Source organism: Vreelandella songnenensis, assembly GCF_003002925.1.
GTDB classification, from domain to species: Bacteria; Pseudomonadota; Gammaproteobacteria; order Pseudomonadales; family Halomonadaceae; genus Vreelandella; species Vreelandella songnenensis.
On record NZ_PVTK01000005.1, the window covers coordinates 132,641 to 150,812 of the forward strand.

Sequence of the window (18,172 nt, forward strand, 5' to 3'; positions counted from 1 at the left end):
CGGCGACAGTCTTAAATCAGGCTACCGACAGGTGACAATCAAATATCAGGCGGTAGATCTTCCCTGTCTTCAGTGGCTACCATAAAAGAGGTCTTGAACATCATGTACAGCCCGATAGCAGAAAACCCCAAGAACAGCACGAACATGCATAACATCAGTACCATTGCCATAACGCTTGTCCCTGAAAGTATGCGGCTGTAGCGTTGACGTTTTCTAACCGCTTAGATTTAGTATGCCGAAAGGATAGACTAAATCGTCGGCTTCAGCTGTACCAAAGCTTTGCAAATTATTGATTAAAAACAACAATATTATAATAATCAGTAGCTTGCGAATAAAAATAAACGCAAAAAAACCATCCCGCTTACGCGAAATGGTTGTTTTGCATCTCCGCCACTCCTTGGCCTCGACGATTAGCGCCTCCGTACGCTAATACAAGTGAGCGGAATGAGTGTCCTAAAGCGTCCCTGTTCTTCTACGTATGGCTCCTGCCTTCCCTTATCTTCTGTCATTCCACTCACACTGTTACTACCAAGGTATTGCATGGCCCGGGCCATATATTGATAAATTCAAAAATTTTTTTTTAAAAACATACACTTAATTAAAAACACCGGTCACCAAAAGGATCGCCAACCCGCCTGAAAAGTGTTTAAAAAAGGCACATGCGACAAAAAATACTCCACGGAGTGTAACGCTTGTCACCTCACCTAAAGGCTTGGGTGAGCGCGACAGCGATATACGATGACGAGGTGGGCCTTGAGCGAGTGCTGGCTGAAATTGCCGCCGCTGCGTAGTATAAAAAGCAGACTTCACGACGCCGATGCAGATATTGAACAGGCGGCCAGGCCCTTCACCCTTCAGCAGCGAGTTAATTACCATGATGACTGTCTACCTGTCCCACGGACTGGAAAGCGGCCCAGAGGCCTTGAAAATCCAGGCTCTGAAAGGCGTTGCTGAAAAGCTGGATGATTGCGAGGCGGTCGTCATGGACTACCGTGGCATGGCAGAACCCTCAAAACGCCTGGAACACCTACTGGCCACCATTTCCAAGCGCAACGACAAGCCCGAGGAGTGCGTTCTGGCAGGTTCGAGCCTTGGCGGCTGGCTGAGCGCCGCGGCCAGCGCTCAGCACTCTGTGCTTGGCTGTTTTCTGCTGGCCCCGGCGCTGGGCCTTCCCGAGTATCCGCAGACCTCGCCCACCATTGCCGCCCGGCTTACCCATATCATTCATGGCTGGCAGGACGACGTGGTGCCGCCCGGCCCCGTGATCAGCCACGCCGAGCGGCAGCGGCTTTCGCTGCGCATGGTGGATGACGACCACCGCCTGCACGCAAGCCTTGAAACCATACTCGGCGATTTCGAGCGCTTTCTTGCCCAGTGCCACGCGCTCGATCAACAGGCCGTTCAGGCTAGCTGCCCCTAGGCCTTCCGCTACTCGTCGGCGAGCGCTGGCAGCAGGGTTTTGAGCTTGCGCGTCAACGTATTGCGCCCCCAGCCCAGCAGCTCGGCGGCTTCACCCTTGCGCCCGCCGGTATGTTTTAACGCCGTTTCGATCAGGATGCGCTCGAAATCCGGCACGGCCTCTTCCAGCAGATGCGTATGGCCTTCCGCCAGCGCGTGGTCGGTCCATTCGCGAAACGCCGTGCGCCAATCACCGTGGCCGCCGCTCTCTGCGCTTGCGATGGCGCGCAGCTCCGGCGGCAGGTCTTCGACCAGAATCTCCCGCCCCGAGGCCATGACGGTCAGCCAGCGGCAGATGTTCTCGAGCTGACGCACGTTGCCCGGCCACGGCAGGCGGGTCAGGTGCGTTTCAGTCTCTGCGGTCAGCACCTTGATATCCGTTGCCAGCTCCTTGGCGGCTTCGGCCAGAAAATGGCGTGTCAGGCGGGGGATGTCCTCACGCCGCTCGGCAAGGCGCGGCAGGTGAATGCGGATAACGTTCAGGCGGTGAAAAAGGTCTTCGCGAAAGCGCCCGTCATCGACAAGCGATTCCAGATTCTGGTGGGTGGCGGCGATGATGCGTACATCCACCTTGACCGGCGTATGCCCCCCTACCCGGTAAAACTCGCCATCGGCCAGCACGCGCAGCAGGCGAGTCTGGGTTTCCGACGGCATGTCGCCGATTTCATCCAGAAACAGCGTACCGCCGTTGGCCTGTTCAAAACGCCCCTGACGCTGCGCCGCGGCGCCGGTAAAGGCGCCCTTCTCGTGGCCGAACAGCTCGGACTCGATCAGATCACGCGGGATCGCCGCCATGTTAAGCGCAATAAACGGCTTGCCCGCCCGAGGACTGTGCTGGTGAAGCGCCTGGGCAACGCGCTCCTTGCCGGTGCCGGACTCGCCGTTGATCAGCACCGTGATATGCGAGTGGGAGAGCCGCCCGATGGCGCGAAACACCTCCTGCATGGCGGGCGCCTCACCGATGATCTCCGCGTTCAGCCCTTCGGGCACGCTCACCGGGCGCTGCCGTTCGCGGGCGTGAGCTACCGCGCGGCGCACCAGCGCCAGCGCCTCGTCCACGTCAAACGGCTTGGGCAGGTATTCAAAGGCGCCGCCCTGGTAGGAGGCCACGGCGCTATCCAGGTCCGAATGCGCGGTCATCACGATCACCGGCAGATCCGGGTGCGCCTCGCGAATGCGCGCCATCAGGTCAAGCCCGTCGATGCCCGGCATGCGAATGTCCGTGACCAGTACATCCGGCGGGTCTTCCAGCAGCCTGGGAAGCACCGTATCGGCCCGCTCGATGCACTCGACATCGAGATCCGGCTGCGCCAGCGCGCGCTCGAGCACCCAGCGGATAGCGCGGTCGTCGTCCACAACGACCACCCGTGCAACATCGTTACGTGTCGCCTCAGTCATGACGCTTCTCCGGTGCAGTTAATAACCATGGGAATCAGTAAACGGAATTCGGTGTGTCCGGGTTGCGAGTCGCATTCGATCAATCCTTGATGCTGGTGCAAAATCGACTGGGCAATGGAAAGCCCCAGCCCGCTGCCTTCGGCACGCCCGGATACCATCGGGTAGAAGAGCGTCTCCTCGAGTCCTTCGGGTATGCCGGGGCCGTTATCGATCACCCCCACTTCGCTGACCAGCCGGTGCCGTTCGGCGCCGAGCGTAAACTGGCGCCGGGCGCGGGTGCGCAGCGTCAGCTCCGGTGCCGGGGTGCCGGCATCGCTCATCGCCTGAACCGCATTGCTGGCCACGTTGAGCACGGCCTGGATCATCTGCGACTCGTCGCCGGAGAGATCCGGCAGGCTCGGGTCGTAATCGCGGCTGATGGTAACGTCCGGGTGCTCGGCAATCAGCAGCGTCCGGACCCGTTCCAGCACCTTGTGGATATTGACCGGCTCGTGCTTGACGATGCGGTTGGGGCCGAGCATCGAATCCACCAGGTCACGCAGGCGGTCGACCTCCTCGACGATGATATGGGTAAACTCACGCAGCGCCGGGTCGTCAAGGTCGCGCTCCAGAAGCTGCGCGGCGCCACGAATGCCCCCCAGCGGGTTCTTGACTTCGTGGGCCAGCCCCCGGGCCAGCACCTTGATGGTTTCCTGGCGGGTGGTCAGCGCTTCCTCGCGGGAGATCTGCATCAAGCGGTCGCGGGGCTCCACTTCCAGCAGCAGTTCATTTTCCGATAGCGGCGTCACGGTGTAGTCCACCGTCAACGCTTCGCCGTTGACCGGCGTAATGCGCGCCTCGCGCTGGGTATAGGGATGGAAGGCATCGCGCGCCTTGGCCAGCACCTGGTCGATACTTTCATCGCCCCCCAGCAGCGTATCCAGGCTGATACCCTCTACGCGGCTGAAGCTGACCGCCAGCAGGGCTTCAGCGGCCGGGTTCATCCAGCGTACGCGGAGCTCACCGTCCAGCAGCAGCACTGCCATGGAGAGATGTTCTAGTAAACGCTGATACATGAAGTGTCCTGACGCATCGCGGGTGAAGTCATTCATCATGCAGGGGAAACTGCAAAAAGCGCGCCAAGTTGTTCCAAACCCGACACACTGCACGGCTTGTGGGCATGCGGCGCTGCTTGATCGAGCATTTACCGCCCGCCCTTCGCCAGTCTCTGTGCACTTATGCACTATTTTAGTGCATAAGTGCCAACAAGCGTCAGCAAGCTCCCCGCTTCAGTGCAATAAAAAAACCCCGCCGAGGCGGGGTTTCGTGACTGCCGATGCGTGCTTAGCAGCTGTAGTACATATCAAACTCGATGGGGTGTGTGGCCATACGAATACGATCCACTTCTTCCATCTTGAGTTCGATGTAGGCATCGATCATGTCGTCGGTGAACACGCCACCTTCGGTCAGGAACGCGCGGTCAGCGTCGAGCGCTTCCAGGGCCTGATCCAGGCTGTTGGCCACGGTCGGTACTAACTTGCCTTCTTCCGGCGGCAGGTCGTACAGGTTCTTGTCCATGGCGTCGCCAGGATGGATCTTGTTCTTGATACCGTCGATACCCGCCATCAGCAGTGCTGCGAACGCCAGGTACGGGTTGGCGGTCGGATCAGGGAAGCGCGTCTCGACGCGCTTGCCTTTCGGGCTCGCCGTGTACGGAATACGGATGGACGCACTGCGGTTGCGGGCGCTGTAGGCCAGCATGACCGGCGCTTCAAAACCCGGCACCAGACGCTTGTACGAGTTGGTAGACGCGTTGGTGAAGGCGTTCAGGGCGCGGGCGTGCTTGATCACACCGCCGATGTAGAAAAGCGCCATTTCAGACAGGCCCGCGTACTCGTCACCGGCAAACTGGTTCTGGCCATCTTTCCAGAACGACTGGTGTACGTGCATACCTGAGCCGTTGTCACCGACCAGCGGCTTGGGCATGAAGGTAGCGGTCTTGCCGTAAGCGTGGGCCACGTTGTGGATCACGTACTTCATTTCCTGAACTTCGTCGGCCTTCTTCACCAGCGTGTTGAACTTGACGCCGATTTCGTTCTGACCGGCGTTCGCCACTTCGTGGTGGTGAACTTCGACGGTCTGGCCGATCGCTTCCAGTGTGTTACACATGGCACCACGGATATCGTGGAAGCTATCCACCGGCGGAACCGGGAAGTAGCCGCCTTTGAGGCGCGGACGGTGACCCAGGTTGCCGCCTTCGATGCGGCTGTCGGTTGCCCAGGCGCCTTCGTCGGAAGAGATCTTGTACATGGAGCCCTGAATGTCGGTCTTCCAGTGCACTTCGTCAAAGATGAAGAACTCAGGCTCAGGGCCGAAGAACGCCGTGTCGCCGAGACCGGTTGACTCGAGATACGCTTCAGCACGCTTGGCGATGGAGCGCGGGTCGCGGTCATAGCCCTGCATGGTGGCAGGCTCGATGATGTCGCAGCGCAGAATCAGGGTCGCGTCTTCGGTGAAGGGGTCGAGGAACGCGGTACCGTCTTCCGGGCGCAGAATCATGTCGGATTCGTTAATGCCTTTCCAGCCCTCGATAGAGGAGCCGTCAAACATCTGGCCGTTTTCGAAAAACTCTTCGTCTACATCGCGAGCGGGCACGGTAACGTGCTGCTCTTTGCCGCGAGTATCGGTGAAACGCAGGTCCACCCACTTAACATCATGTTCTTCGATTAGCGCGAGCGTCTTGGCTGACATTGTGTCCTCCGGTATGAGCGTGGCTTAAAGCGTAAAAACAGTAAGCGATCGATAAAAAGTGTTATTAGACAAACTAATCATTCGACAAATAACGTGCCAGAGGGCGCGTTTGTCATTGTTGTTCGCTCAACGATTGCCTGATGTGGATGACACATCGTCCAGCGATCATTTCAGACCGGCTATCGTTGTAGCACGCCGCAAGGCTTCTGCCTACGACCCGCTAGCCGCTGACAAATATAATGCAGAGAGCGTGCCAATCCTGCACCAACATAGCCTATCAAAACACTAAGCCGTTGTTTTAAAGTGCATAAAAGCGTGCACTGCGTGCCTTCACATGTCGCATGGCAGCGTTTGGCTAGCGCCGCATCCATCACAACCGCATTTCATTGAACCAAAATAGTGCAATAAACGATTAAAATGAAACGCTTTGGTGCAATAGCGCAATTTTTTTAAATAACCGGGACGATATCAGATCAGGACATGGCCTATCGCCGTGAACCGCTATGCCTTCAAACGCTTGCCAAACATCATGGCGCCAGCGGTCGTGGTATTGGCAAGCCTGTTCAACAGAATCGACCCAACCGCCCCCACCACGGCGAGCAACGTGGCATACACCGCGACCGGCAGCGCCATGCGTGCAACGAACACATCGGTAATGGAAAAGAACATCGGGTGGGCAAGGTAGATCCCGAACGAGTAGACATTGATGTAGCGCACCCAGCCGGGCGCCGGCCGACCTTTCAAATAGCGCATGGCCACCAGGGTAAAAAGCACGAACAGCGGCACGACCCACACCTCCTTGGAAGAGAAGTGCAGCCAGCCCGCCACGCTTGCCGCCACCAGCAGCGCCACCCACGCACAAAGCCACACCGGATGAGAAAGGCACTGCATCCATGCTGGGCGCTCGGGCGTCTTGACCAGCGAATCGAAGGGGTAGTAGCGCACCAGCACCAGGGCCAGAAAGAACAGGTACACCCAGCCAAGTGGCGCAATCCACAGCAGATACCCCGGCAGTTCGACCTCAAGCCAGTAGGCCATGCCCCAGTACGCCATGCTGACCAGACAGCCAAGCCACAGCCACGGCACCGGATTGAAGCGCCACAGCCGCCAGCGGGTAAACAGCCAATAAGCCACATAGAACTGCATGGCGATGATCAGAAAATAGCCGTGCCAGCCGGCAAACACGAAGTACTCCACCGCGTTGGCCACGAAATCCACCGGCCGCCCGGCCATGCTCAGGCGCGCCCACTCGGCGGTAGAGTAGATAAAACCGTACACCAGATAGGGCAGCATCACGTACTTCACCCGCTGGGCCAGAAAGCCCGGCGGCACGGCCTTGTCGTAGCGCATGGCGAACACGAACACCGAGATGAACAGAAAGATCGGCGTACCCAGCACCAGCGGCAGGCGCATCAGGTCAGTGGCCAGGTTATCCAGGCGCTGATTGACGTGGTCCAGCAAATGAAACAGAAACACCGCCACGCAGCCGTAAGCCCGCAACCAGTAAATCTCTTCTATTCTTTTATGCATACCCACTCCGCTGCATGCGTAGGATTGGCCTGCGCTGAACACTCATGGTAATGGCGGGTCCGACTTTATATTCTGACAATAATTCCCGGAGGCGTTTTGTCACTTCTTCCTTTTCCCGGCAACCGGCGCTGCACACGTTACCCCTTTCTGATCAAGCTTGCCGCATTACTTGGCCTCTGGAGTCTGTTCAATACGGCCATTGCCGGCGAGGTGCAGCACCACACGTTCGACTCCCCCACCCTCGGCCATCCCTACCCGTACACCGTCTATTTACCCGATGGGTATGACGCCCAGGCAAGCACCCCCTACCCGGTGGTGTACATGCTGCACGGCTCGTTCGGTAACGAACGCGACTGGGTGGCCAAGGGCAACTTGGCGCAAACCGCCGATCGCTTGATTCGCGCCGGGCACATTCCGCCGGCGGTCTTCATCATGCCCGGCAGCCGCAGCTGGTGGATCGATGGCCACAACGAAGCCGCACGCAGCGCCTTCTTCAACGACCTTCTCCCCCACGTGGAATCCACCTACCGGGTAGGCGACACCCGCGCGCTTCGCGGCGTTGGCGGGCTTTCCGCGGGCGGGTTCGGCGCGCTCAACTTCGCCCTGGAAAAGCCCGAGATGTTCGCCGCCGTGGCCGCCCTCAGCCCGGCAAGCTACGTGCCCTATCCGCCGCCCAACTCCTCCGCCCACCGCCACCCGGCGCTGCTGGATGAGCAGGGCAACTTCGACACCGCCCTGTGGGAGCAGCGCAACTACCCCGCGTACCTGGAAGCCTACCGCATCAAGGTAACCCCGCGCCCCAGCGCCGAAGAGAGCGATGTACCGCCCGTACCGCTCTACATCAGCGCCGGCCGCAGCGACGTGTACGACGCCGAGTTCCACGCCCGCCAGCTGCGCCAGGCGATGGAGCGCATTCAGCCCAACAGCGTGCGCCTTGATCTCTACCCCGGCGGGCACACCTGGCGCGTATGGCGCGCCAGCCTGCCCGCCGCGTTAACCTTTATGTTTCAGCATATTGGCGATACACCCATCGGCCAATAACTGGCGAAATCAACAAAAAGCAAACTACACTTGCCGTATCGGCCAACGTATAAGGAGATAACGATGCATCGACACATTGAATGGGACGACCCGGGCAGCGCCAGCGTATCCAAACTGTTCGCCAACGACCATCACGGTCACGCCCAGATAGGCGACGGCGATATTCTCTCCGCCCGCTACCAGGGCAAGATCGTCCGTGTGGAAGTAGAAGCCTACCGCGAAGAAGACGCCGTCAGCATCGCCAAGGTCGTCGCCATCCTCGACACCAAAGGCAACCGCCTCAAAGGCATGGACAACCTCAACCTCGGTGACATCGTCCGCCTGCCTGACGACAAGCGCGCGTTTGAGAAGCGAGAAGATTACGACTGAGCCAAGCCCGTTACCCTGTTTTAAACAAAGAGCCCGTAAGGGCTCTTTGTGTTTGGTGAAATCGCGTCCTTTGGTATCCACACTTATTTAAGATAACGGCACATACCGTAGCGCGGCGTAAGCGCTAGCGCACCCGCGAAGCGCCGCACCGCGGTGCCCCATGCACACTTTAATCATGACTACTGCCTGGACGGCAGCATTTGATCAATTGACGGGGGTCAGCAACTCGCGTTGTGCGGCAAACGCGTCTAGGTTCGCGAACTGTAGATCGCCCATGGCTTCACGGGTCTGTAGAGTGCCTGAACCTTGATGAGGTTGAAGAATCACATTATCCAGCGTCAGTAATCCAGGATTGACTGTAGGCTCGTTCTCGAAAACGTCCAGCCCAGCACCGCCTAGGCGACCCGACTCCAGTTGTTCGATCAATGCGATCTCGTCAATGACTGATCCTCGGGATACGTTGATGACCACTGCGCCAACGGGTAATGCATTAAGTACCTTTGCCGAAACCAAATGACGAGTATCGACACCACCAACGACGGTTACGAACAACACATCCACGGTAGCCGCCAGTTCCAACGGCGTTGAATGGTACTGCCAAGTTGACGGTACATTCTTAGGACGGCGAGACTGATAGTGCAGCTCTGACTTGAAGGCGGCCATTCGATCAGCTATTTCACGACCAATACGCCCCATACCAAGCACACCGACCCGCAATCCGTTAGCGTTAGCGTTGAGTGGAAAAGTGCCACGTCGAGCCCACTCACCTTCTCGAACCCATCGATCTCCAGCTAATAGCTGCCGCTTAACGGCCAGCAACATGCCTACCGCAAGATCAGCCACATCGTCATTAAGCACGTTCGGTGTATTGGTGACTTTAATGCCACGGGCTACGGCCGCCTCGATATCGATATCGTCATACCCCACACCAAAATTGGCAATCAGCGCAAGCTGGGGCAACTGATCCATCTCTGCTGGACCAAAGGGAGAGTGGCCGTGATAAGCAATACTTTGACATGTTTGACGTACTGATTCGGGCACATCATTCAGAGAAGCTAGATGACTAATTGAATAAGTAGAAAATCGAGTTTCGAGCTGTTGGCGCTGCCGCGGTGAGTAGTCACCGATCAAAATAACACTAGAGGCTGACATTAAAACTCCCTTAAGAAAGGTTGATTAGCGAAAAATCGAGCTGCATCACAAGTGCAGCAACCCGTCACGTTCAATAGCTAGGGTCTGCTGCCGCGTTAAGTGATGCAGCTTGGCAAGCGCATCCAAGGCTCTCTTCCCATCATTAGCAGCGATAGATTGCATAATTTCGATATGCGGCTGTACCGTCGCTGCAGGTTCATGGTGAGCAACCTGGGCAAGAAAGAAGCCAATACGTCGAGAAACGGCATGCAACGGCATAACGGCCCTCGCGGCGACAACGTGATTAGCAGCTTCACAAACCCGCTCGTTGAAGCGCTTGTCGATCCGCGAAAAAAGCCTGTTGTCTCGCGTTTCCAACGATTGTTCCGCTTGTCGAGCCATATGAACGAACTCGGCTCGCTGGCTCTCGCTAGCCAGGCGGGCAGCGCGTTCAATCAACAACCCCTCAAGATGATGGCGAACGTCCAAGGCCTCCAGCGCTGTTGTTGTATCGATAGGTCTGATCAAGATTCCCTGACGTGGTAGCACAGTCAGCAGATAGTCATGCTTGAGACGCAGTAAGGCCTCGCGTACAGGAGTTCTCCCCATTTCCAATCGTGCACACAGCGCCTGCTCGGTAAGGCTCTCACCGGGTGCCAATTCAAGGGTAACGATCATTTCTTCGATAGTGTTGTAAGCAATCTCTGCACGTGAGGCGAGTAAAGTCCGCTTTTGTATAGTCGCATTCATGCTGTAGGTTTCCTCGCCTTCATGTAATGCACTAATCTTATCAGTGGAGGAACGACCCATATCGCTAGCGTTATCATGGCCAGTCCGACTGCCAGAGGACGACTCAAGAAGATCATTAGATCGCCGTTCGATTTAACCAGCGTATTCAAAAAATTCTCTTCGACTATAGGGGCTAGCACGACACCTAGTATCGCTGGCGCTAATGGAAAGCCATTCTCTTCCATGTAGAAGCCAATCAGACCGGCAATCAGCATGGTGACTACCGCATAAACGGTATTCTCAACCGCAAAAGAGCCAATGATGCACGCGCCAACAATGAGTGGCATTAATACGCTACGTGGCACCGCCAGAATATGGCGAAACAGACGAATAGCCACGATGCCAAAGGGTAGGATCAGTAGGTTAGCGAGCAAGAACGCAAGAAAAACTGCAGTAATCAGCGTTCCTTGAGTCAGGAAGACAGTAGGCCCTGGGTTGAGGCCTTTCATATAAAGTACGCCAATGATAACTGCGGTCAGGCTATCGCCGGGAATGCCGAAGACAGTAGCTGGCACTAAAGCGCCACCGACTGAAGCGTTATTGGAAGCACTAGCCGATGCTACACCATCGACAATACCCGTACCGAAACGCTCCGGGTGGGGCGATTGCTTCTTGGTCGCTGCATACGCTATGTAGGAGGCGATATCCGCTCCAGCCCCAGGGATTGCACCTACCAGCGTGCCAATGCCGCACCCCTGCAAAATCTGAAACCAGAGCCGTCTAATTTCTCCAAATACACCTCTAAAAAGCCCATTAAGCTTACTAATCGGCGGTCTATCGCTATCGCCAGGCGCCAGAGCAAAACGAAAAACCTCTGACATGGCAAACAGTCCAATCAAGACCGGGATAAAACCTAACCCTCCGGAAAGATAACTGGTCTCAAACGTGAACCGTGACTGCCCTGATACAGGATCCAGCCCCACACAAGCAATGAGCAAACCAATACACAGAGATATTACTCCCTTGGCCGCAGAGCCCTGCGAGACACCAATCGCCGCGGTCAGCCCAAGACACGCTAGCCAGAAGTACTCAACAGAGCTGAACTGCAGTGCCAGGTCACCTAACGTGGGGGCTGCGAGAATCAGTGCGATGCTGCCGAAAATACCGCCGATGGATGAACAAATTAGCCCTGTCCCTAACGCTAGTCCGGCGTTACCGCTACACGTCATTTTATAGGATTCGTCAACGTAAGCAGCCGAGGCAGGCGTACCGGGGATGCGCAACAGAGCGCCCGGAATGTCACCTGAGAAAATAGCCATGGCGCAGAGCGTCACCACACCGGCCAGTGCTGGCACAGGATCCAGAAAATAACTGACAGGCACCATTAGTGCTACAGCCATTGCGGCTGAGAAACCAGGAATTGCGCCCACTACAAGGCCGTAGATTGCACAGGCCACCATAACGCCGAGAGTGGTTGGCGTCATCAACATCATGAAAGCGTCGATCACCATGTCAGCACTCCAGCGAACGGTGTCAGCAGGCCCCAGGGCAGCTGCACGGACATCAATTGATAAAAGAAGCTATGCAGCAAAAAGCTACCAATGATTGCAATCAGGAGGTCGCGCACGATACGCCGGTCAAAAAAGATCAGCAGCACAAAGAGCGAGACTGGCATGGCAATCAAGAACCCCAGAATATTGAGCGTGGCGATGTAAAACGCGATAGCGCCAACTACAACACCTATAGCGCTCAGAGCCTGTGGCCAGGATTGAGCACGGGGTAGTGCTGCCCAGGTAATACTCGCGCCACGCTGCAGCAAAGGTTTAAGCGCTATCACGCTGCCAGCGATCATCATCACGCAACCAATCAAAGTCGGGAAAAAGCCCGGCCCATAATCAATGAACGTAAGCGTCGGCAGTTGCTGGGCGAGGAAGACGACCACGCCACCGAGAAGAATAAATACAAGCCCGTTGAGGCGATCGTCGAAGTACAAGGCAAAGCTCCATTGGCAAAGAAGCCATTCTGAACAAGGAGATCGAGCTCCTTGTGTTTAGGAATTGCCGCTGGCTAATCCCAGGGTTTCAATGATGGCGCGGACAGAGCTTTGCTGATCCAACATGAACTCGTTGAAAGCCTCTGAATCTCGCCACTGAACGCCAAAGCCACGATCCTGCATTTGCTGACGCCACTCATCATCGTGGACTATCTCGTTCATGGCATTCTCAAGCTCAGCGACGATATCGTCCGGAAGGCCCGCTGGTGCGATCAACCCACGCCAAGCCCCCAGCTCAAGCTCCATATCAGTAGATTCCTGCAGAGTAGGCACATCAGGAAAAGCTTCTAGCCGCTCTTTGCCCATTACGGCGAGCGCTTTGATGCGTCCGGACTCTATCAGCGGGCCGGCTTCCGGTAGGGAGGATGGCACAACATCAACACCGCCTGCTGCCAGATCCTGCAATGCAGCGGCAGCGCCTTGGCCAGAGATAAAGCGGACCTGAGAGACATCAACTCCGTACTCATTCATCATCGTAGCAGCAGCCATTGGCCAGGATCCGCCACAGCCGCCGCCGCAAGCAATCACATAGTCGTCAGGTGCATCTTTGATAGCCTCCAGCGCTTGGTCGATGTTTTCCCACTCGCTGTCACTGCGTACTTGGAATCCAGCTGGGTCAAAGTTGTACTGAGCGATCGGAGTAAAATCTTCAACATGAACGTCGGACTGCCCCATAGTGGCGTAATGAGCAAAGTTGAATATGACGCCCAACGTATAGCCATCGGGATTAGCATTTTTGATAGATGAAATGCCAACCACGCCTCCACCCTGGCCTTGATTAACCACATTAAACGGCTGGCCAAAGCGCGCCTGCAACCGTTCAGCGAGCATGCGCCCCGTTTGATCGGTTCCCCCGCCAGCACCGGATGGTACTACGATAGTGACGGGCCTTTCCGGCCATTCGGCCATAGCACTAAGTGGTGTAATACCTATAACAGCGGTAATCAGGAAGGCCTTGGCAATTTGGTGTCGCATTGTTCTTCTCCTGTGATATATCACAATGTATAAGAGATCCTTTTGCGATTAGTGTCAAAATTTCGAGGCTAAACTTTAGTTTTTTAGACTTTAGAATCAAAAAATATAACCAATTGTTTTAATTTAGATTTAAAGAAAATCGCCTTCATCAAAAAAACAAATTTAAAGAATAAATAGGGATTAATTAAAATCACGAGCCAGTGCCATTGCATGAATGCAGGATTAGCACACAAATAACTAGACGCTTAGTAGCTCAGTCATGGTCGATACTGATTGGGCGGATATATTTAGCGGTCCTCACTCGACACTAATGCTTTCCAGCGAGCATGCTACGCTTAACGTCACTTTCCCTTGATGACAGGATGTTGCTCATGCGTTTAAACCATTTGCTGGGCGCGCTGCTGTGCGCGGTAGTATTGCCGGCCCAGGCCCAGAGCGGGAATGAGTGGGCGGGATACGACGATGTGTTTGAGGGCGGGGCGCGTCAGGCCAATGTGTGGCAGTGGGGCTGGACGGGGATTTATGGCACGAGCCTTGCCGTGAATGCCTACCAGTCGAGCGAGGCGAGCGACCGTGACGACCGCTTTGATGCGCGGGTAGGCGTGGTGAAATCGGCGCTGGCGCTGGGCGGTATGCTGCTGGACCGCCAGCCACACCCCGCCGCGCTGGCGGAATACGAGCGCCTGAAGGCGAGTGGCGATATCAGCGGCGTGCAAGCGCTGGGGCTGGAGCTTGCTCAGGCCGAACGCGAGCGCCGCGGCTGGGGTGCGCGGGTCAACTCGCTGGTGGTGAACGGCGTGGCGGGTGCGGTGATTGCCGCCGATGGGCGTGAAAGCGACGCGGCGGTCAACTTCGCCACCGGCATGCTGGTGAACGAGCTGCAGATCTGGACCCAGCCGAACCAGGCATCGTCGGCCATCAACCGCTTCCAGCCTGCCAACCTGTCGCTGGGGCCGGTCACCATTCCCGGTGAATATGCGCTGATGGTGTCACCCCAGCAGTTGGGCGCTACCTGGCGCTACTGATCCGCCCTGCGCCTGCTTGATGGGGTGCAAGGCACGGAATGTGCGCTAATCTGCCACATTGGCAGGGTAAAGCCCGGCGCGGATTATCGCCGGGCACAATAATGAAAAAAAGAGGCGCGGATGGAAACGGTCCTATCAGGGAAGAGCGACAGCGTTGTGGTGGATGACGCGCGTCATATTACCGATGTCTTGATCAATCTGGATGATCGCTGCGATGCGCTGACCGTGTCGCTTCACGATCAAACACCCCACGCGCCGTTCGATTACCCGGTGCATCTCGACCGCCTTGACCCGGCGGCTGGCGAGCTTTCGCTGGTGGTGACCGATGCCGGTAGCCTGGATGCTCCAACGCTTGGCGATCAACGCCTGACGCTGCGCGCCGAGAATGACCAGACGCTGCGATTTGAGTCCATCCGCGTGCTGGAAGCCGAGCGCTACGGCGATGCCCTGCAGCTGCGCTGCGCGTTTCCCCGGCGCCTGCTGGCAGCTGCTCGCCGCCAGAGCGCGCGTATCACCCTGCGCAAGGACATGCCGGTCAGTGCCGCGATAACCCGCTATGTAGATCAGCCGCCCATGGCAGCCACCCTGCGCGATATTTCAAGCGGCGGCTGCCTGCTGAGCCTGCCGCTTGCCGAGTGCGCCGCGCTGAGCGAAACCCAGGCACTGCCTGAGGTGACACTTACCTTCCCCAGCGGCGAGCGCTTCAGTATCGATGCCTCGGTGCGCCATATCACGCCGGTCCCGCGTAGTGATCAGGCCGCCGTCGGTCTCGCCTTTGACCGTATTGACCGCCCCCACCAGCGCCAGCTGGCCCACCTGGTGTCCTCCACCGAGCGGGAGATTGCCTGGCGTTCCGGGGAAGGATCGCGGTTGGCAGCGCCTACACCGCTTTATACCAGCGCTGACCGCCCGCGCCGCAAGGCAGCCAAACGGCGGCCAACGCGCACCGCCAGCGGGCTGAAAACGCTGCGCGACATTGCCCGCCACCAGCATCTGTTCCTGCTGGCTTTGCAAAACGGCCGCCCCTTGCCGGTAGAGCGCCTGGAGCGCAGCGCCAACCAGTTGATAAAACTGCTGGGTAAAGGGCGCCAAACGTTCTTTTATGATCTTGCCTGCCTGTCCGATGAGCCCCAGTGGATGCAGCATTCGCTTAACGTGGCGGGCAGGCTTGCGGATTTGATGCTGGCCGAGCCTGCGCTTGCCGCGGATACCCACCGCGCCGTTCGCGCGGCGCTGGTTCATGATCTTGGCAAGGCGATGCTGATCGATGAGGCGTTGCCTTCGCTGGAGAGCGAGATGAGCGACGCCCAGCGCACTCGCCTGCGCGGCCATGTAGGCGAGCTGCTCACCGCCCTTGAGCGTGCAAACTACCCCATCGATGCATTGGAGCGGGAGATCATCAGCGATATCAACGAGCGGCTGGATGGCTCCGGCTACCCGCGGGGGGTAACGGGCGAGGCGCTATCCCCGGTCGCACGCCTGGCGGCAGTGATTGATGTGATCGATGCCATGACGCGCGCACGCGGCGACCGGCCGGCGTTGAATGCAGTAAAGGCGTATCGCTACCTCTACAACCGCCCTGCGCGTTTTGACCGCCACTGGGTAACCCGTTACGTGCAGCGTCACGGCTTCTACCCGCTGGGCAGCCTGGTGCGATTCTCGCACGGCTACCTGGCCTGGGTGGTGGCGCTGGATGAGCGCGGCCAGCCCTGCCGAGTGCGGGTGGTACGTAACACCCGCCGTGAGGGCATCTTTTATGATGACGAGATCGGCCGGGTGGATTTCGACCAGCTGGGCCGCTTGGTCGAATCGGTACAGCCTGAACATTACGGCCTCTGAAAAGGTCACCTCGCCTTAGTAATTAGCTCGCTCACGATTGCCACCCGCCGGTGAGCGAGTAAAATATCCAGCAATTTTTTGGCATCGCCAGATGTTATGTTATAACTTATTCTATTGTTGAGAGGATATACCGTGAGTCATCACCCGCACCGACATAACCGGGAAGGGCCTTGCCACTTCTCCCTGATGTCCTTGTCGGCCACCAAACGGCTGGTATTTGTGGCGCTGCCGCTTTTATTACTCTGGGCCCTGGTGGCCTGGGCAAGCGGGTGGACGCCATGAGTACGCGCGAGTTACCGCCCTTGCAGCTTGAAAACCTGCACCTGGCCCAAGGGCACCGCACGGTGCTGGAGCACGTGGATGGCGATATCAAGCCCGGTGCCATTACCGCACTGATTGGCGCCAACGGGGCGGGCAAGAGCACGCTGATTCAGGCCATCATGGGCGAGCTTCGCCCGGTGAGCGGCAAGGTAACCTGCCGCGTGCCTTCCGAGCGCCGCGCCTGGCTTCCCCAGCAGCTGGCGCTGGATCTCACCTTCCCCATGAGCGTGGAAGAGCTGGTGATGACCGGCAGCTGGCCAAGCCACGGGGCGCTGAAAGGCTACTGCGCGGCGCATTATCGTAAAGGGCGCGACATCATGGCGCGTCTGGGCATTTCGCACCTGGCCCACCGCCCGCTGGGCGAGCTTTCCGGCGGCCAGCGCCAGCGCGCGCTGATTGGCCGCACGCTGATGCAGGAGGCGGAGCTTCTACTGCTGGATGAGCCGTTCGCCAACGTGGATAGCGACACGGTAGATATCCTGATCCGCATACTGCGCCAGATGGCCGATGACGGCACTACCATCATTGTGGTGCTGCACGATATGGATCATCTGCAGCGCCTGGCAGATGAAGTGCTGATGTTGAACGGCGGCCACGCTCGCTGGATGGCGCCCGCGGCGCTGACCCAGCAGCAGGCGCCCGCCCAGGCGGTGCCTTTTACCCTGGGAGGCCACCATGCTGGAATTGCTTAACGCGTGGTTTGTCGCCCCGTTTGATTACGGCTTCATGCGCCGCGCGGTGGTGGGCGGCCTGGCACTTTCACTGGCCGCGCCACCGCTGGGGGTGTTTCTGGTGCTGCGCGGCATGAGCCTGATTGGCGATGCCATGGCTCACGCCATCCTGCCGGGGGTCGCCATCGGTTTTCTGCTGGCCGGCTTTTCGCTGCCGGTAATGAGCATCGGCGGAGTGATGTTCGGGCTGATGGTGGCGCTGCTGGCCGGGGCGGTTTCGAAGATGGGCGGCCAGCGTGAAGATGCCGCCATGGCGAGCTTTTTCATTATTTCGCTGGCCGCGGGGGTCATGCTGATCTCCGTGGGCGGCAGCAGCGTGGACCTGACCCACGTGCTGTTCGGTTCGATCCTGGCAGTCAATTCGACGGCACTGGCGCTGATTGCCGGCATCAGCACGCTGATCGTGATCATTCTGGCAGTGATCTTTCGGGCGCTGGTGGTGGAGTGCCTGGATCCACTGTTCCTGCGCGGCCAGAGCCGGCGCAATGGCTGGGTACACAGTGTTTTTCTGGGCCTGCTGGTGCTCAACCTGACCGCCGGTTTTCAGACGCTGGGGACGCTGATGGCGGTGGGTTTGATGATGCTGCCGGCCACCGCGGCGCGGTTCTGGAGCAAGCGGCTGGAAGGCCTGATGGGCATTGCCGTGGTGCTTGCCATGACCGCCAGCACCGGGGGCCTGCTGCTCTCGTTTCATCTCGATATTCCCTCGGGGCCAAGCATCATTCTGCTGGCCGGCGCGGGCTACTTTTTCTCGGCGCTGTTCGGGCGTTATCACAGCCTGGCGGCCAGGCTGCGGCGTAAGACAGCACCGCTCAGCGCCGAGACATCCATGTAACACACCA

At 58.0% G+C, this 18,172-nt stretch carries 18 protein-coding genes; 8 read left to right on the forward strand and 10 right to left on the reverse strand.

The features are described 5' to 3' along the window. Positions 1-594: 594 nt before the first annotated feature. Positions 595-876 carry a hypothetical protein gene (locus tag B0H98_RS16980; protein WP_146130248.1) on the reverse strand — a complete coding sequence of 94 codons (282 nt, stop codon included), beginning with the start codon at positions 874-876 and terminating at the stop codon, positions 595-597. Between B0H98_RS16980 and B0H98_RS09995 the strand changes: the two genes are divergently transcribed. Further along, entirely contained in the window at positions 875-1,420 is a 546-nt protein-coding gene (locus B0H98_RS09995; RefSeq protein WP_106374924.1) for a YqiA/YcfP family alpha/beta fold hydrolase, read from the forward strand. The genes B0H98_RS16980 and B0H98_RS09995 overlap by 2 nt on opposite strands. Before the next feature lie 8 nt (positions 1,421-1,428). Here B0H98_RS09995 and ntrC read toward each other — a convergent pair whose 3' ends face one another. The 4 genes from ntrC to B0H98_RS10015 all read right to left on the reverse strand — a co-directional run bounded on the left by ntrC (position 1,429) and on the right by B0H98_RS10015 (position 7,116). Then, the gene (gene ntrC, locus B0H98_RS10000; RefSeq protein WP_106374925.1) at positions 1,429-2,856 is read right to left on the reverse strand and encodes a nitrogen regulation protein NR(I); all 1,428 of its coding nucleotides are present in this window, start codon (positions 2,854-2,856) and stop codon (positions 1,429-1,431) included. After that, a complete protein-coding gene (gene glnL, locus B0H98_RS10005) occupies positions 2,853-3,911 on the reverse strand; it encodes a nitrogen regulation protein NR(II) (RefSeq protein ID WP_106374926.1) in 1,059 nt (352 codons plus the stop codon). The genes ntrC and glnL overlap by 4 nt, the downstream gene beginning before the upstream one ends. A 268-nt stretch (positions 3,912-4,179) precedes the next feature. Beyond that, the gene (gene glnA / locus B0H98_RS10010) at positions 4,180-5,586 is read right to left on the reverse strand and encodes a glutamate--ammonia ligase (protein ID WP_106374927.1); all 1,407 of its coding nucleotides are present in this window, start codon (positions 5,584-5,586) and stop codon (positions 4,180-4,182) included. 501 nt (positions 5,587-6,087) lie between these two features. Next, on the reverse strand, positions 6,088-7,116 hold the full coding sequence (locus tag B0H98_RS10015) for an acyltransferase family protein (RefSeq protein WP_106374928.1): 1,029 nt from the start codon (positions 7,114-7,116) through the stop codon (positions 6,088-6,090). Between the two features lie 183 nt (positions 7,117-7,299). Here B0H98_RS10015 and B0H98_RS10020 point away from each other — a divergent pair, with 183 nt between their 5' ends. Continuing rightward, entirely contained in the window at positions 7,300-8,157 is an 858-nt protein-coding gene (locus B0H98_RS10020) for an alpha/beta hydrolase (protein ID WP_422822148.1), read from the forward strand. A 63-nt stretch (positions 8,158-8,220) separates the two neighbouring features. Next, positions 8,221-8,526, forward strand: coding sequence for a hypothetical protein (locus B0H98_RS10025; protein ID WP_106374929.1), 306 nt, complete (start codon positions 8,221-8,223; stop codon positions 8,524-8,526). A gap of 204 nt (positions 8,527-8,730) precedes the next feature. Here B0H98_RS10025 and B0H98_RS10030 read toward each other — a convergent pair whose 3' ends face one another. Genes B0H98_RS10030 through B0H98_RS10050 form a run of 5 tightly spaced genes read right to left on the reverse strand, consistent with a single transcriptional unit; the run spans position 8,731 to position 13,414 of the window. Beyond that, the gene (locus B0H98_RS10030) at positions 8,731-9,678 is read right to left on the reverse strand and encodes a 2-hydroxyacid dehydrogenase (RefSeq protein ID WP_106374930.1); all 948 of its coding nucleotides are present in this window, start codon (positions 9,676-9,678) and stop codon (positions 8,731-8,733) included. Between the two features lie 45 nt (positions 9,679-9,723). Further along, a complete protein-coding gene (locus B0H98_RS10035) occupies positions 9,724-10,407 on the reverse strand; it encodes a GntR family transcriptional regulator (protein ID WP_167392669.1) in 684 nt (227 codons plus the stop codon). Next, a complete protein-coding gene (locus tag B0H98_RS10040; RefSeq protein ID WP_106374932.1) occupies positions 10,404-11,897 on the reverse strand; it encodes a tripartite tricarboxylate transporter permease in 1,494 nt (497 codons plus the stop codon). The genes B0H98_RS10035 and B0H98_RS10040 overlap by 4 nt, the downstream gene beginning before the upstream one ends. After that, the gene (locus tag B0H98_RS10045) at positions 11,891-12,379 is read right to left on the reverse strand and encodes a tripartite tricarboxylate transporter TctB family protein (RefSeq protein WP_106374933.1); all 489 of its coding nucleotides are present in this window, start codon (positions 12,377-12,379) and stop codon (positions 11,891-11,893) included. Before B0H98_RS10045 ends, B0H98_RS10040 begins: the two co-directional genes overlap by 7 nt. 57 nt (positions 12,380-12,436) lie before the next feature. Then, positions 12,437-13,414: a Bug family tripartite tricarboxylate transporter substrate binding protein gene (locus tag B0H98_RS10050; protein WP_106374934.1), complete on the reverse strand. Its 978-nt coding sequence runs from the start codon at positions 13,412-13,414 to the stop codon at positions 12,437-12,439. 371 nt (positions 13,415-13,785) lie between these two features. On the opposite strand from B0H98_RS10050, the gene B0H98_RS10055 reads away from it, so the two are divergent. The 5 genes from B0H98_RS10055 (at position 13,786) to B0H98_RS10070 (ending at position 18,165) form a co-directional block, all read left to right on the forward strand. Beyond that, positions 13,786-14,439 carry a hypothetical protein gene (locus B0H98_RS10055; RefSeq protein ID WP_106374935.1) on the forward strand — a complete coding sequence of 218 codons (654 nt, stop codon included), beginning with the start codon at positions 13,786-13,788 and terminating at the stop codon, positions 14,437-14,439. Between the two features lie 120 nt (positions 14,440-14,559). Next, entirely contained in the window at positions 14,560-16,278 is a 1,719-nt protein-coding gene (locus tag B0H98_RS10060) for an HD domain-containing phosphohydrolase (protein ID WP_106374936.1), read from the forward strand. 132 nt (positions 16,279-16,410) lie between these two features. Continuing rightward, positions 16,411-16,560 carry a hypothetical protein gene (locus tag B0H98_RS17060; protein WP_167392670.1) on the forward strand — a complete coding sequence of 50 codons (150 nt, stop codon included), beginning with the start codon at positions 16,411-16,413 and terminating at the stop codon, positions 16,558-16,560. Further along, positions 16,557-17,291 (forward strand): metal ABC transporter ATP-binding protein, encoded by a 735-nt coding sequence (locus B0H98_RS10065; RefSeq protein WP_106374937.1) that lies wholly within the window; start codon positions 16,557-16,559, stop codon positions 17,289-17,291. Before B0H98_RS17060 ends, B0H98_RS10065 begins: the two co-directional genes overlap by 4 nt. Beyond that, on the forward strand, positions 17,275-18,165 hold the full coding sequence (locus B0H98_RS10070) for a metal ABC transporter permease (RefSeq protein WP_106374938.1): 891 nt from the start codon (positions 17,275-17,277) through the stop codon (positions 18,163-18,165). Before B0H98_RS10065 ends, B0H98_RS10070 begins: the two co-directional genes overlap by 17 nt. Positions 18,166-18,172 lie beyond the last annotated feature (7 nt).

Excerpts from the sequence above, each read along its gene's own strand:
- B0H98_RS09995 (WP_106374924.1), top strand. The coding sequence starts at position 875 with ATGATGACTGTCTACCTGTCCCACGGACTGGAAAGCGGCCCAGAGGCC.
- B0H98_RS16980 (WP_146130248.1), bottom strand. The coding sequence starts at position 876 with ATGGTAATTAACTCGCTGCTGAAGGGTGAAGGGCCTGGCCGCCTGTTC.
- ntrC (WP_106374925.1), bottom strand. The coding sequence starts at position 2,856 with ATGACTGAGGCGACACGTAACGATGTTGCACGGGTGGTCGTTGTGGAC.
- glnL (WP_106374926.1), bottom strand. The coding sequence starts at position 3,911 with ATGTATCAGCGTTTACTAGAACATCTCTCCATGGCAGTGCTGCTGCTG.
- glnA (WP_106374927.1), bottom strand. The coding sequence starts at position 5,586 with ATGTCAGCCAAGACGCTCGCGCTAATCGAAGAACATGATGTTAAGTGG.
- B0H98_RS10015 (WP_106374928.1), bottom strand. The coding sequence starts at position 7,116 with ATGCATAAAAGAATAGAAGAGATTTACTGGTTGCGGGCTTACGGCTGC.
- B0H98_RS10025 (WP_106374929.1), top strand. The coding sequence starts at position 8,221 with ATGCATCGACACATTGAATGGGACGACCCGGGCAGCGCCAGCGTATCC.
- B0H98_RS10030 (WP_106374930.1), bottom strand. The coding sequence starts at position 9,678 with ATGTCAGCCTCTAGTGTTATTTTGATCGGTGACTACTCACCGCGGCAG.
- B0H98_RS10035 (WP_167392669.1), bottom strand. The coding sequence starts at position 10,407 with ATGAATGCGACTATACAAAAGCGGACTTTACTCGCCTCACGTGCAGAG.
- B0H98_RS10040 (WP_106374932.1), bottom strand. The coding sequence starts at position 11,897 with ATGGTGATCGACGCTTTCATGATGTTGATGACGCCAACCACTCTCGGC.
- B0H98_RS10050 (WP_106374934.1), bottom strand. The coding sequence starts at position 13,414 with ATGCGACACCAAATTGCCAAGGCCTTCCTGATTACCGCTGTTATAGGT.
- B0H98_RS10055 (WP_106374935.1), top strand. The coding sequence starts at position 13,786 with ATGCGTTTAAACCATTTGCTGGGCGCGCTGCTGTGCGCGGTAGTATTG.
- B0H98_RS10060 (WP_106374936.1), top strand. The coding sequence starts at position 14,560 with ATGGAAACGGTCCTATCAGGGAAGAGCGACAGCGTTGTGGTGGATGAC.
- B0H98_RS10065 (WP_106374937.1), top strand. The coding sequence starts at position 16,557 with ATGAGTACGCGCGAGTTACCGCCCTTGCAGCTTGAAAACCTGCACCTG.
- B0H98_RS10070 (WP_106374938.1), top strand. The coding sequence starts at position 17,275 with ATGCTGGAATTGCTTAACGCGTGGTTTGTCGCCCCGTTTGATTACGGC.